Source organism: Streptomyces sp. Rer75 (assembly GCF_013414305.1).
Lineage (GTDB): Bacteria > Actinomycetota > Actinomycetes > Streptomycetales > Streptomycetaceae > Streptomyces > Streptomyces himastatinicus.
Genome location: NZ_CP058693.1, coordinates 193,933 through 208,200 on the forward strand (window position 1 = coordinate 193,933; position 14,268 = coordinate 208,200).

The 14,268-nt window shown below is 72.7% G+C and carries 2 protein-coding genes; both read right to left on the bottom strand.

The genetic code is table 11. The features are described from left to right. Positions 1-37: 37 nt before the first annotated feature. On the bottom strand, positions 38-13,120 hold the full coding sequence (locus HYQ63_RS44210) for a type I polyketide synthase (RefSeq protein ID WP_257231502.1): 13,083 nt from the start codon (positions 13,118-13,120) through the stop codon (positions 38-40). After that, on the bottom strand, positions 13,117-14,106 hold the full coding sequence (locus tag HYQ63_RS00840) for an ACP S-malonyltransferase (protein WP_179932036.1): 990 nt from the start codon (positions 14,104-14,106) through the stop codon (positions 13,117-13,119). Before HYQ63_RS00840 ends, HYQ63_RS44210 begins: the two co-directional genes overlap by 4 nt. Positions 14,107-14,268: the final 162 nt, after the last annotated feature.

Here is a 14,268-nt window from a genome sequence, read left to right on the forward strand (position 1 = left end):
TAGCGGTCCGTGATGAGGCGTCGGAGGTGGTCCGGGACTATTCGATCCCTTGATCCACAAAAGCGAACAGCTCGTCGTCGGACGCGGAATCGAGGTCGCCGAGGTCCGTCGCTCCGGACTCGCCGCACATGTCGAGAATCTCGCGCAGCCGCTCGGCGATCCGGTCGCGGTCCGCCGCGTCGGAGGCCACGGAGTGGAGCGTCGTCTTCAGGTGGTTCAGGTACGCCAGCACCGGTTCGGCGGGCGACGACTCGTCGGCGGCGATCTGCTCGCGCAGATAGGTGGCCACCCGGTCCGGTGTCGGGTAGTCGAACACCAAGGTGGCGGGCAGGCTCAGTCCGGTCGCCATGGTCAGCCGGTTACGGAGTTCCACGGCGGTCAGCGAGTCGAATCCCAGCTCCCGGAAGGCCTGCCCGTTGTCGATCCGGTCGGGCGAGGAGTGGCCCAGTACGGCGGCGGCGTGGCCACGGATCAGATCCAGCAGGAAGGTCTGGCGTTCGTCGGCCGCGATGGCGGACCAGCGCTGGGCGAAGCCGCCCGACTCGCCCCCTTCGTCGTCGGCGGCCCGCCGCACCACGCCGCCCGTTCGGGGGGAACGCATCAGCGGCGGCAACGCGCCCTGACCGCTCAACCGGGTCAGGCCGACCACGGCCTGGTCGGAGAGCAGAGCCTGGTCGAACAGTTCCAGCCCCTGCTCGACCGACAGCGGAAGCATCCCCGCGTCACTCATCCGTCCCAAGTCGATGTCCGACAGGGTTCCGGTGAGGCCGACCTCGGTGGTCCACGAGCCCCACGCCATCGACACGCCCGGCAGCCCCGCCTGCCGGCGCCACTGCACCAGGGTGTCGGCGAAGACGTTGCCCGCCGCGTAGTTGCCCTGCCCCGGACCGCCCAGCAGACCGGCCAGGGACGAGAACACCACGAAGAACGACAGGTCCCTGTCCTGGGTCAGCTCGTGCAGATGCCAGGCCGCGTCCACCTTCGGCGCCAGCACGCGGTGCACGCGCTCGCCGGTCAGCGAGCCGATGACGCCGTCGTCGAGCACGCCCGCGGTGTGGACGACACCGGACAAGGGGTGTTCGTCGGGTACGGCCGCCAGCGCCCCGGCCAGCGCGTCCCGGTCCGACACGTCACAGGCCACCACCGTGACCCGCGCTCCGGAGTCGGTCAGTTCCCCGACCAGTTCTGCGACCCCTTCGGCCCGCTCACCCCGACGGCTGAGCAGCAGCAGGTGCCGGGCCCCGTGGGCGCGTACCAGGTGACGGGCCACCGCTCCGCCGAGACCCCCCGTACCTCCGGTGATCACGATCGTGCCCTCGGTGTCGGCCGTCTCGGGCATGGTGAGCACCAGCTTGCCCACGTGCCGGGCCTGGCTCATCGTCCGGAAGACCTCGGGGGCCCGCCGCACATCCGAGCTGGTCACCGGCAACCGCCGAAGAGCCCCGGCCTCGAAGAGCTCGATCAGCTCGGTCAGCATCTCGCCGATTCGCTCCGGGCCGGCGTCGATCAGGTCGAACGCCTGGTAGCCCGTACCCGGATGAGCCGCCTGCACCTCGTGCGCCGGACGGATGTCGGTCTTGCCCATCTCGATGAACCGGCCACGCTCCGCCAGCACCCGCAACGAAGCGTCCACGAACTCACCCGCGAGCGAGTTCAGCACCACATCCACACCACGACCACCGGTCGCGGCCAGGAAACGCCCCTCGAACTCCAAAGAACGCGAGGACGCGATGTGCTCATCGTCCAGACCCAGCGAGCGCAGCACCTCCCACTTGCCCTCACTCGCAGTCGCGAACACCTCCACCCCGAAATGACGCGCCAGCTGAATCGCCGCCATACCCACACCACCGGCACCGGCATGCACCAACAACGACTCACCCGACAACAGCCCCGCCAAATCCACCAACCCGTAATACGCGGTCAGGAACACGGTGGGCACCGACGCGGCCTCGGCGAACGACCACGCGTCGGGCATGCGAACCACCAGCCGGTGATCGGCCACCGCCACCGGCCCGAAGGCAGCGGGCATCATGCCCACCACGCGGTCCCCGACGCGCAGGTCGTCCACCTCCGGACCGACCTCGGTGACCACCCCGGCGGCCTCACCGCCCAGCGGACCGGCGTCGCCCGGATACATGCCCAAGGCGTTCAGCACATCGCGGAAGTTCAGCCCGGCCGCACGCACCTGAATCCGCACCTGCCCGGCCGGAAGCGGCTCGGCCGCCTCAGGGACAGGCACGAGGGCCAGGCCGTCGAGCGTGCCCCGCCGCGTCGTCTCCAGGCGCCATGCGGCACCGGCGGGCGGCACCAGGCCGTCCCGGTCGGTGTGCCGGTCCAGGCGCAGGGTGCGCGCGGCGGTGCCGCGTACGGCGACCTGCGCCTCGCCGGTGGCCACCACGCCCGCCAGCGCGGCGAGATCGAGCGCGCCGTCGGCTTCCAGGTCCACCAGGGTGATCCGGTCGGGGTTCTCCGACTGCGCGGACCGGATCAGGCCCCACACCGCCGCGGCGGGCAGGTCGTGCAGCCGGTCGTCCTCGCCGGTGGTGACCGCTCCCCTGGTGACCACGACCAGCCGGGTCCCGTCGAACCGCCGCTCACCGAGCCAGTGCTGCACCTGCTCCAGCACCCACACCGTCACCTCGTGCGCGAAGTCCACGACCCCGCCCGACGCGGGCCGGGCCGTGTGCGGCACAGCGAGGAGCACGTGGCTGGGCAGCGGCGCGCCGGTCCCGACCGCCGTGGTCAGCGCACCGAGGTCCGCGTGGTCCGCGCCCGAGCCCACTACGGCCCAGCCGGAGGTCTCGACGGCCGGGTTCGTCCCGACGTTCAGATCGCTCCACCGCGGCGTGAGCACGACCGCTTCCTGAGCGCCGTCGGCGAAGGCGCCTTCCGGCAGCGGACGCATCACCATCGAGCCGATCGACATCACCGGGGCGCCGGTGGTGTCGACCACCGTGACAGCGACCTCGTCCGGTCCGGTACGGGTCACACAGACCCGTACCCGGGTCGCACCCGAAGCCCGCAGGACGACGTCGGTGAACATGAACGGCAGTCGCGCGGACTCCGTCGCCTCCAGTCCCGCGAACACCGCCCCTTGCAGGATCGCGTCCAGCAGCGCCGGATGGATGCCGAACTCCCCGGCCGCGCCCGCCTGGGCGGCGGGCAGGACCACGTCGGTCCACACCCGCTCATCCCGGGTCCAGGCCCGGGACACCCCCTGGAAGGCTGGCCCGTACGTCACCTCATGGCCTGCCTCCACGTCGTACAGGCCCGAGGTATCGACCGCCGTCACCCCGGCGGGCGGCCACGCTCCGCTCGCCGCCGGGTCATCAGCGGCGAGCGGGCCGACGGTGAGCGTGTCACCACCGGCGGCACCGGCCCCGCCGCTGGTCAGCACCCCGGTGGCATGCCGGGTCCAGGTCTCGTCGCTGTCCTTGCGGGCGTGGATCGCCATCGCCCAGCCGGGCTCCCGCTCGGTGAGGCTGATCTGAACCTGGCAGCCGCCCTGGGCCGGGAGCACCAAGGGCGCCTCCAGCACGAGCTCGCTGACGTGATCACAGCCCACGCCGTCGCCGGCGCGAACGGCGAGCTCCACGAATCCCGAACCGGGAAAGACGACCGTCCCGCGCACCACGTGGTCGGCCAGCCAGGGGTGCGACCTGAGCGACACCCGGCCGGTGAACACCATGCCCCCGGATTCGGGCAGCGCCACCACCGCACCGAGCAACGGGTGCTCGGCCGCGGTCAGACCCGCGCCCGCCACGTCCCCGACGGTCGCCGGGGCGTCGGGCCAGTACCGCTGACGCCGGAAGGCGTACGTGGGCAGCTCGACCCATCGGGCACCGGTGCCGGCGAACACCGCCTCCCAGCAGACGGGGACGCCCTGAACGAACACCTGGGCCAGCGCGGCGAGCATCTGCCGGGGACCGCCCTCGTCGCGCCGCAGCGTCCCCACCGCCACCCCGTCGTACCCCGCGTGTTCGAAGATCTCCTGGAGGGCGGAGGTCAGCACCGGGTGCGGGCCGACCTCCACGAACACCCGGTGACCGTCCGCCATCGCCGCTCGGGCGGCCTGCTCGAACCGTACGGTCTCCCGCAGGTTCCGCACCCAGTACCCGGCGTCAGCCGCGCTCGCGTCCATGACCTGCCCGGTGACCGAGGAGTACACCGGCACCGACGACGCCCGCGGTGTGATCGGCGCGAGGCTCTCCAGCAGCTGCTCGCGGACCGGCTCGGTCCGCGGGGAGTGCGAGGCGTAATCCATCGGGAGCAACCGAACGCGGATCTCCTGGGCCTGGCAGTGGGCCAGAAGCTCCTCGATCGCGGACCGCTCGCCCGAGACCACCACCGCTGTCGGGCCGTTGACCACGCCCACCGACAAGCGGCCTTCCCACGGCTGGATCAGCTCCCCGACCCCGTCGGCCGACAGCGACACCGCCAGCATCCCCCCATCACCGGCGAGCGTCTCCGCGATGGCCCTGCTGCGCAGGGCCATGACGCGGGCCCCGTCCGCCAGCGACAGCCCCCCGGCCACGCACATGGCCGCGACTTCTCCCTGGGAGTGGCCGATCACCGCGCTCGGCTCGACGCCGCCCGCCCGCCACAGCCGCGCCAAGGACACCGTCACGGCCCACAGCACGGGCTGCAGGACGTCGTCCCGGCCCAACGCGGCCTCGTCGTCGAGCACCTCCGGCAGGGAAAGGTCCAGATACGGGCGCAGCGCCCGTTCACACTCCGCCATGGCGTCGGCGAAGACCGCCGACGAGTCCAGCAGCTCCCGCGCCATTCCCGTCCACTGGCCGCCCTGACCCGGGAGCACGAACACCACACCCGGGCCCGCACCGGCGCCCGCGGCTCCGCCCGCCTGTCCCTGGAACACCTGTCCCGCGGGCTCCCCGGTGGTGAAGGCCCGCAGCCCGGCCATCAATGCGTCGCGGTCGGCTCCGGTGACCACCACGCGATGATCGAACACCGACCGGGTGGTCGCCAGCGACCAGCCCACGTCGGTCACATCGAGAGCGCGATCGGTGTCCACGCGCTCCAGCAGCCGGGCCGCCTGGGAGCGTAGCGCCTCGGCGGTCTTCCCCGAGAGCACCCACGGCACGACATCCCGCACCAGGCCCTCGCCGGCGCCGCCGTCGCTGTCGCGGTCGGCGTCACTGCCGCTGTCGGCCGACTCCACCCGCTCCGGGGCTTCGAGGATGACGTGTGCGTTGGTGCCGGACACCCCGAAGGACGACACACCCGCCCGGCGCGGCCGCCCGGTCTCCGGCCAGGGCAGGGCCTCGGTCAGCAGCTGAACCGCGCCCTGGTCCCAGTGCACCTTGGAGGACGGCTCGTCCACGTGCAGTGTCCGCGGCAGTATCCCGTGCCGCATCGCCATTACCATCTTGATGACGCCCGCGACACCGGCCGCGGCCTGCGTGTGGCCGATGTTGGACTTCAGCGACCCCAGCCACAGCGGCCGGTCCTGGGGCCGGTCCTGCCCGTACGTCGCCAGCAACGCCTGCGCCTCGATCGGATCACCCAGCACCGTGCCCGTACCGTGGCCCTCCACCACGTCCACCTCGGCGGCCGACAGCCCGGCACCCGCGAGCGCCTGCCGGATCACCCGCTGCTGAGCGGGGCCGTTGGGCGCGGTCAGCCCGTTCGAGGCACCGTCCTGGTTCACCGCGCTGGACCGCACCACCGCCAGCACCCGACGGCCCTCACGACGGGCGTCCGACAGCCGCTGTACGACCAGCACCCCGGCGCCCTCGGACCATCCCGTACCGTCGGCGGCGTCCGCGTACGACTTGCACCGGCCGTCAGCGGCCAGCCCGCCCTGCAGGGAGAACCCGACGAAGGCGTCGCTGGTCGCGAGCACCGACACACCGCCGACCAGCGCCATCGAGCACTCACCGGACCCGAGCGCCTGGGCGGCCCAGTGCAGCGCCACCAACGACGACGAACACGCCGTGTCCACCGTCACTGCGGGCCCTTGCAGGCCCAGCACATAGGCGACGCGGCCGGACAGCACCCCCTGTGAGCCACCGGTGATCATGTGGCCGACGACGTCGTTCCCCGACCGGCCCGCCACTTCGGCGTAACCCGACGGCATCGCGCCCATGAACACCCCGACAGGGGTGCCCGCCAACGAGGCCGGGTCGATGCCGGCGTGCTCCAAGGCCTCCCACGACGTTTCGAGCAGGAGCCGCTGCTGAGGGTCGGTGGCGACCGCCTCGCGCGGGGAGATCCCGAAGAACTCCGCGTCGAAGTCGCCCATTCCCCGCAGGAAGCCGCCCTCGGCGGTGACAGACGCGCCGGAGCCGGAACCCGGCCCGCCCGGGCCGAAGAGCTCCTCCAGGTCCCAGCCGCGGTCGGTGGGGAACGCTGACACGGCGTCCCGTCCCCCGGCGACCAGCCCCCACAGCTCGTCGGGGCTCGACACCCCACCGGGCATCCGGCACGCCATCCCCGTGATCACGATGGGATCGTCACCCACCGGCACCACCGGCGGCGGGCTCGCCACCTCGGCCCGGACGTCGCGGACACCGCCGAGCAGACCGGCGAGATGGCCGGCGGATTCGGCGATCGTCGGGTAGTCGAACACCAGCGTCGCGGGCAGCCGCAGCCCCGTCGCCGAGGCCAGCCGATTACGCAGCTCGACCGCTGTGAGCGAGTCGAACCCCAACTCACGGAAGGCCTGACCGGTGTCGATCCGGTCGGGCGAGGCGTGGCCCAGAACGGCGGCGGCGTGGGCACGGATCAGATCCTGGAGGAATCGTGCACGCTCCCCGACGGGTGTGTCCGCCCACCGGCGCGCGAAGCCGCCGGAATCCGGGCTTCCGTCCCCAGCGACCGGGCGGACGGCACCGCCCGGGACCAGCGACCGCCACACGGAGGGCAGACCAGCCTGGCCGCGCAGCGCGACCGTGGCCACCCGGGCCAGCCCGAGCACCGGCTCACCGGCCCTCAGCGCCCGGTCGAACAGCTCCAGGCCCTGTCCCACCGACAGCGGGGGCATCCCCGAGCGCTCCATGCGCCGCAGGTCGGCGTTCGAGAGAGCGGCTGTCAGGCCGACCTCGGAGGTCCAGGCGCCCCACGCCATCGACACACCGGGCAGGCCCTCCTGCCGACGCCACTGCATCAACGCGTCCAGGAACACATTGCCCGCCGCGTAATTGCCCTGACCCGGATTGCCCACCACCCCGGCCAGCGACGAGAAGACCACGAACAACGACAGGTCCCTGTCCCGGGTCAGCTCGTGCAGGTGCCACGCGGCGTCCACCTTGGGGGCCAGCACCCGGTGCACCCGCTCACCGGTCAGCGAGCCGATGACGCCGTCGTCGAGCACGCCCGCCGTGTGCACCACACCCGATACGGGATGCTCGGCCAGCAACCCCGCCAGTGCGTCCCGGTCGGACACGTCACAGGCCACCACTGTGGCCCGCGCCCCCAGCCCGGCCAGCTCCGCGACGAGTTCCGCCGCGCCGTCGGCCCGCTCGCCCCGGCGGCTGACCAGCAGCAGGTCACGGATCCCGTAAGCGCGCACCAGGTGCCGCGCCACCGCACTGCCCAGGCCGCCCGTACCGCCGGTCACCAGCACCGGCCCCTCCACGGAGACGGTGACGGCATCGGTGCCGGTGGCGGTGACGGTGACGGCATCGGTGGCGGTGGCGGTGGCGGTGTGGCGGGTCAGGCGAAGTGCCCGCAGGGCATCGCCACGCACCGCGATCTGCGGCTCGCCCGTCGCGACCGCACGGGCCAGGAGGGCGAGAGCGGGTTCCGCGTCCAGGTCGACGAGGGTGATCCGGTCCGGGTTCTCGGCCTGGGCCGAGCGCACCAGGCCCCACACTGAGGCGGCGGGCAGGTCGGTCACCGGATCGTCCTCGCCGGTGGTGACCGCGGACCGGGTGACCACGACCAGCCGTGCGCCGCTCAGGCGGGGCTCGTCCAGCCAGCGCTGCACCTGCTCCAGCACCCACACCGTGACCTCGTGCGTCAACTCCACGACCGGTCCCCCGGGATGGTGGGGCACGGCCAGCACCACACACCCCGGCACCGGAGCCCCGGCGTCGATCGCCGTGGTCAGCACGTCCAGATCCGCACACGCCCCGCCCGGACCCACCACGGTCCAGCCCTCGGTGCTCGGCACCGATCCGGCGGACGCCAGGTCCGTCCACCGCGGCGAGAGAACCATCATGTCGCCTGACTCGGCACCGAATTCGCCTTCGGGCAGCGGACGGAGCGCCAACGAGCCGATGGACAGCACCGGCGCAGCGGTGGCGTCAACCACGGCTACACCGACCTCGTCCGGACCCGTACGGGTCAGACAGATCCGGGCCCGGGCCGCCTTCGAGGCCCGTAGCACCACATCGCTGAACATGAAGGGAAGCCGAGCGGCCTCCGCCGCGTCGAACCCCGCGAACATGGCCGCCTGCAACGCCGCGTCCAGCAGCGCCGGGTGAATGCCGTAGGTTCCGGCCCGCGCCGACTCCCGCTCGGGCAGCGCCACCTCGGCCCACACCCGGTCGCCCTCAGTCCAGGCCCGGGTCAGCCCCTGGAAGGCCGGCCCGTACACCACGTCCGCGTCGGTGCCGTAGATGCCGGAGGTGTCGACGGCGGTCGCCCCGGCGGGGGGCCAAGCCGCCCCGAATCCGTCGAACGCCTCCTCCGTGGGCTTACGTGCGGTCAGTACGCCGGTGGCGTGCCGGGTCCACACCTCGCTGTCGTCGGGGCGCGCGTGAACGGCCACCGCCCAGTGCTGTTCCGGCTCCTGTTCGGTGACGACAACCTGGATGCGGCAGCCGCCCTGGGCCGGGATGACCAGTGGTGCCTCCAACACCAGCTCCGCGACCCGGTCGCAGCCCACGGCGTCCCCGGCACGCACCGCCAGCTCCAGGAAACCGGTGCCGGGGAAGACCACCTTGCCCCGCACCACGTGGTCGGCCAGCCACGGGTGCGAGCGCAGCGAGACACGGCCGGTGAACAGCGTCCCGCCGGTCTGGGGCAGCCCCACCATGGCACCCAGCAGGGGGTGCTCGGCCTGGTCCAGGCCCGCCCCCACAACATCTCCCGCCATGGGCAGCGCCTCGGGCCAGTACGTCTGGTGCTGGAAGGCGTACGTCGGCAACTCGGCCCGCTGCGCGCCGGTCCCGGCGAGCACCGCTTCCCAGGAGACGGGGACACCTTGGACGAACAGCTCGGCCAGCGCGGCGACCATCTGGCGGGAGCCGCCCTCGCCGCGCCGCAGCGTCCCCACAGACGTTCCGGCGTGCCCGGTGGCCTCCAAGGTCTCCTGGACGGCGGTGGTGAGAACGGGGTGCGGGCTGACCTCGACCAGCACCCGATGACCATCATCGATCAGCGACCGGGTGGCCTGCTCGAACCGTACGGTCTCCCGCAGATTCCGCACCCAGTACCCGGCATCGGCCTCACCGGTGTCCATCACCTGACCGGTGACGGAGGAATACACCGGAACCGACGACGACCGCGGAGCGACCGCGGCCAACTCCTCCACCAGCCGGTCCCGGATCTCCTCCACCTGAGCCGAGTGCGAGGCGTAATCCACCGGAATCACCCGCACACGCACCCCCTCGACCTCACACCGCGCCACCAACTCCTCCAGCGCTGCCACCTCACCGGAGACCACCACCGACGCCGGGCCATTGACCGCCGCCACCGACAACCGACCACCCCACCCCCCGATCAGCTCCCCGACCCGCCCGGCGGGCAGCGACACCGCCGCCATACCACCCCGACCCGCGAGAGTGTCACCGATCGCCTTGCTCCGCAGCGCCACCACACGCGCCCCATCGGACAACGACAGCCCACCAGCCACACACATCGCCGCGATCTCACCCTGCGAATGCCCCACCACAGCCGACGGCACCACCCCACACGCCCGCCACACCTCCGCCAGCGACACCATCACCGCCCACAACACCGGCTGCACCACATCCACCCGCCCCAACGCCGACTCATCACCCAACACATCCAGCAGCGACCACCCCACAAACGGCTCAAGCACCCGCCCGCACTCCGCCATCGCCGCAGCGAACACCGGCGAAGAAACCAACAACTCCCGCGCCATACCCACCCACTGCGCCCCCTGACCCGGGAACACGAACACCACACCCGAGCCCACATCAACACCCGCACGCCCCTGGAAGGTCTGCGGTGCGGGCTCGCCCGCCACCACAGCCCGCAACCCCGCCACCAACTCCTCACGACCGGACCCCGCCACCACCACACGGTGATCGAACAACGACCGAGTGGTCGCCAACGACCACCCCACAGCGGCCACATCCACCTCAGGAGCGGCCTCGGCCCACTCCACCAGCCGCCCGGCCTGCGCCCGCACCGCCTCCGCCGACTTGCCCGACACCACCCACGGCACCACCCGGTCGGAGCCGAGCCACGGGTGCCGGTACTGGACCGCGGTGGGCTCACGCGTTTCGTCGGCACCGAACAACTGGTGCCACTCGACGGGGACACCGCGGACGTGCAGTTCCGCCAGCGCGGCCAGGAAGGCCGACTCGTCCCCGGGGCGCAGCGACACCACGTCGGCCGGGCACGGCGCCCCCTCATCAGCGGCGCTCGGCCCCAGCGCCAGCACCGTCGCCACGCCGGCGGCACGCAGCGCGTCGAGACCGTCGGGCATCGGCCCGGCCTCGGTCAGCCGGCTCGCCCAGTGCTCGGGGGAGGTGACCTCCTCGGCCGTCAGGATCCGTCCGGCCAACACCGGGATACGCGGAACGGAGTAGGCGAGCACGCTGGCGACCCAGCGCAGCTCCGTCAGCGCCGGGCCGTGGTCGGAGGCGCCAGCGGCGAGTTCACCCGTGAGCCTGCCGCGCGCGGCGACCAGCGCGGCCGCGTCCGCCAGGGAGAGCACCCCGGCCACCTGTGCGGCGGTGATCTCGCCGGGCCCCTGCCCGGCGACGTGATCCGGGGTGACGCCGAAGGACTCCAGGAGCCGGAAGAGCGCGATCTCGACGGCGAAGGCCGCGGGCTGCGCCCACTCCGCGTCGTCCAGGGACTCGCCGGGGTGCCCGGCTCCGAGCAGCATCGGCCGCAGCGGACGGCGCAGGTGGACGTCCAGTTCCGCGCAGACGGCGTCCAGGGCCTCGGCGAACACGGGGAACCGGTCGTAGAGCCCGGTGACCGGCGGCTCGGTCACCTCGCCGGTGAACAGCAGCGCGGTGTGTCCGTCGACGGCCCGTGCGCGCAGCACGTTCGGGGCGTCCTCGCCTGCGGCCAGGGCGCTCAGGCCCCGGCGAAGTCCGTCCTCGTCCGTGACGACCACCGCGGCCCGGTGCGGCAGCGACGTCCGTGAGGTCGCCGCCGAGAACGCGTGGTCCAGGGCGGACGCCAGGTCGGCGTCGGCGAGGGCTTGGGACTGTTCCCGGAGGGAGCCCGGGTCGACGGCGGACAGCAGCAGGGGCCCGGTCAGGGCGGGCGGGGCCGTCGGGGCGGCCTGCGGTGCTTCCTCCAGGATGAGGTGGGCGTTGGTGCCGCTGAAGCCGAAGGCGGACACCCCCGCGCGGCGCGGATGTTCGGTACGACGCCATTCCCGCGCGGAACGCAGCAGTTCCACCGCGCCGGATCCCCAGTCCACCCGCGAGGACGGCTCGGCCGAGTGCAGCGTGCGGGGCATGATCCCGTGCCTCATCGCCATCACCGTCTTGATGACGCCTGCCACGCCCGCGGCGGCCTGGGTGTGGCCGATGTTGGTCTTGAGCGATCCCAGCCACAGGGGCTCGGCCCTGTCCTGGCCGTAGGCGGCGAGCAGCGCGTGTGCCTCGATGAGGTCGCCCAGGGTGGTGCCGGTGCCGTGCGCCTCGACGACGTCCACCTCGGCCGCCGTGAGCCCGGCGTTGGCGAGGGCCTGGCGGATGAGGGCCTGCTGGGCGCGGCCGCTGGGCGCGGTGAGGCCGTTGGTGGCACCGTCGGAGTTGATCGCGGAGCCACGCAGGACGGCCAGGACCCGGTGGCCGCGGCGGCGAGCGTCGGAGAGCCGCTCCAGTACGACCATGCCCACGCCCTCGCCCCAGGCGGTGCCGTCGGCCCCCTCGCCGAAGGCCTTGCACCGGCCGTCGGCCGCGAGACCGCGCTGGCGGCTGAACGCGAGGAACCCGCCCATGGTCGCCATCACGGCGACGCCGCCGGCCAACGCCAGGTCGCACTCGCCGCGGGCCAGGGACTGCGCGGCGAGGTGCAGCGCGACGAGCGACCCCGAGCAAGCGGTGTCGACCGTCAGCACCGGGCCCTGGAGTCCCATGGCGTAGGCGATCCGGCCCGACCCGACGCTTGAGGCGTTGCCGGTGATCAGGTAGCCCTCGGCACCGTCGCGTGCGTGGACCAGCTTCGGGCCGTACTCGTGGTCCTCCATCCCCACGAACACCCCGGTCGCGGTTCCGGCGAGGGACTTCGGGTCGATCCCGGACCGTTCGACGGCCTCCCAGGAGACCTCCAGCAGCAGCCGCTGCTGCGGGTCCATCGCCTGGGCCTCACGTGGGGAGACCGCGAAGAACTCCGCGTCGAAGTCCCCGGCGCCGGTGAGAAAGCCGCCGGAGCGTACGTAGGTCGTGCCGGCGTGGTCGGGGTCGCTGTCGAACGCTCCGGCCACATCCCAGCCGCGGTCGTCGGGGAAGTCCGCGATGGCGTCGGTCTCGTCCAGCACCAGTTGCCACAGATCCTCGGGCGAGCGCACCCCGCCGGGGAACCGGCAGCCCATGCCGACCAGGACGACCGGGTCGTCGTGGTCCACGGTCCGCTCGGCGCGTACGGTGGCGGCGTCACCGGTGTCGCCGAACAGTTCGCGGGCGAGGAAGTCGGCCAGATCGGCCGCCGTCGGCCGGTCGAACGCCATCGACACCGGTAACGACAGGCCCGTGGCCGCGGTCAGCCCGCGGTGCAGGTCGACGGCGGCCAGCGAGCCGAGGCCCAGGTCCGCGAATCGCTGGTCCGGCTGGACGCGCTCCCCCTCGGGCAGCTGGAGCACCGCGCCGAGCTGCCGTACGACCAGGTCCAGCAGCAGCTGCCGGGCGCGCTGCGGGGGCGCGCCGTGCAGTCGCGCGAGGAGATCCTCCGGTGCCTGAGGTCCCGAGGGCATCGACGACAGGGCATCGGCGGTCATGCGGTCTCTCCAACGTGGAACGGCGACGGGCGCAGGGCCGACTTGGGGTCGACCTTCACGACGTGGAAGTGCCGGACTGTGCTGTCCAGCCGGGAGAACAGCAGGTCGGCGCCGGTGAAGTGGATGGTGCGCACCCCTGCGGCCACCAGCGCGCCGACGACCGCGCGCCAGTCGAACGGCCGGTGGAAGGTGTCGAGGAGCATGGTGCGCATCGCCTCGCCCGTGTCGACGATCGAGCCGTCCTGGTCCTTGACCACGGTGATGTGGGGCGCGCGGATGTCGAACCCGGCGAAGACGTCCCGCTCCATCGCCTCGCGCAGCTCGCCGAGCACGGTCGCGTGGGCGGGCGGGCGCATGGTCTGCATGGAGTAGCCGCCCATCGCGGTGATCGCGGCTTTGAACTCGTCGAGCAGCGCTTCCCGCATGGAGATCATGGCGAACCCGTCGTCGAGGTCGCCCGAGACCTCGATCCAGTCGCCGCGCCCGGTCCATTCGGCGAGCAGCTCGGCCAGTGGGCCCGCCGGGACCCGTACGACGGTGTGGGTGACCACGTCGGAGTGTCGCGTACGGAAGTACTCCCGCTCCCGGCGCGCGATCTGGGCGGTGAGCCGGATTCCTTCGGCCAGGTCCAGGGACCCGGAGTACACGGCGAGGGGGCGGAGGCCGAAGCTCGGTCCGGCGCATAATCGTGGCCGCACGCCCAGCAGTTCCTCGGCCCGCTCGGCCAGCGCGAGTGAGCTGATCAAGGACGCGACCTGGGCCGCCTCGGAGTAGTCGTCGTCCGCGGAGGCGCGGAACCGGTCGAGCAGCGAGTAGCCGAGCACCTCGTCGGCCACCCGGACCCGGGGGCGGGCGAACCGGTCCAGGACCAGGAACTTTCCCAGCGCGGAGAAGGTCGTCCCCGCGAGCCCCGGGAACACGACGGCGCTCGCCTGCTCACCTCGGCGCGGCGCATGGGTCGCCGGGGGGTGGGTGGGGCGGGACATCTTTCCTCCGAACAGGTGGTTCACCGGTGCTGCGCCGATGCCTCAGAACTGGTCGCGGTCACGGCACTGTGACGGCGGTGCTGGGGGCCTCGACCAGGGTCCGGGTCGGGCGGCGTCGGGTCGGCGGAGCCGAGGTCTGGTGACGGGTGTGCTGATGTCGCG

Coding starts and splice junctions, on each gene's coding strand:
- HYQ63_RS44210 (WP_257231502.1), bottom strand. CDS start 13,120: ATGACCGCCGATGCCCTGTCGTCGATGCCCTCGGGACCTCAGGCACCG.
- HYQ63_RS00840 (WP_179932036.1), bottom strand. CDS start 14,106: ATGTCCCGCCCCACCCACCCCCCGGCGACCCATGCGCCGCGCCGAGGT.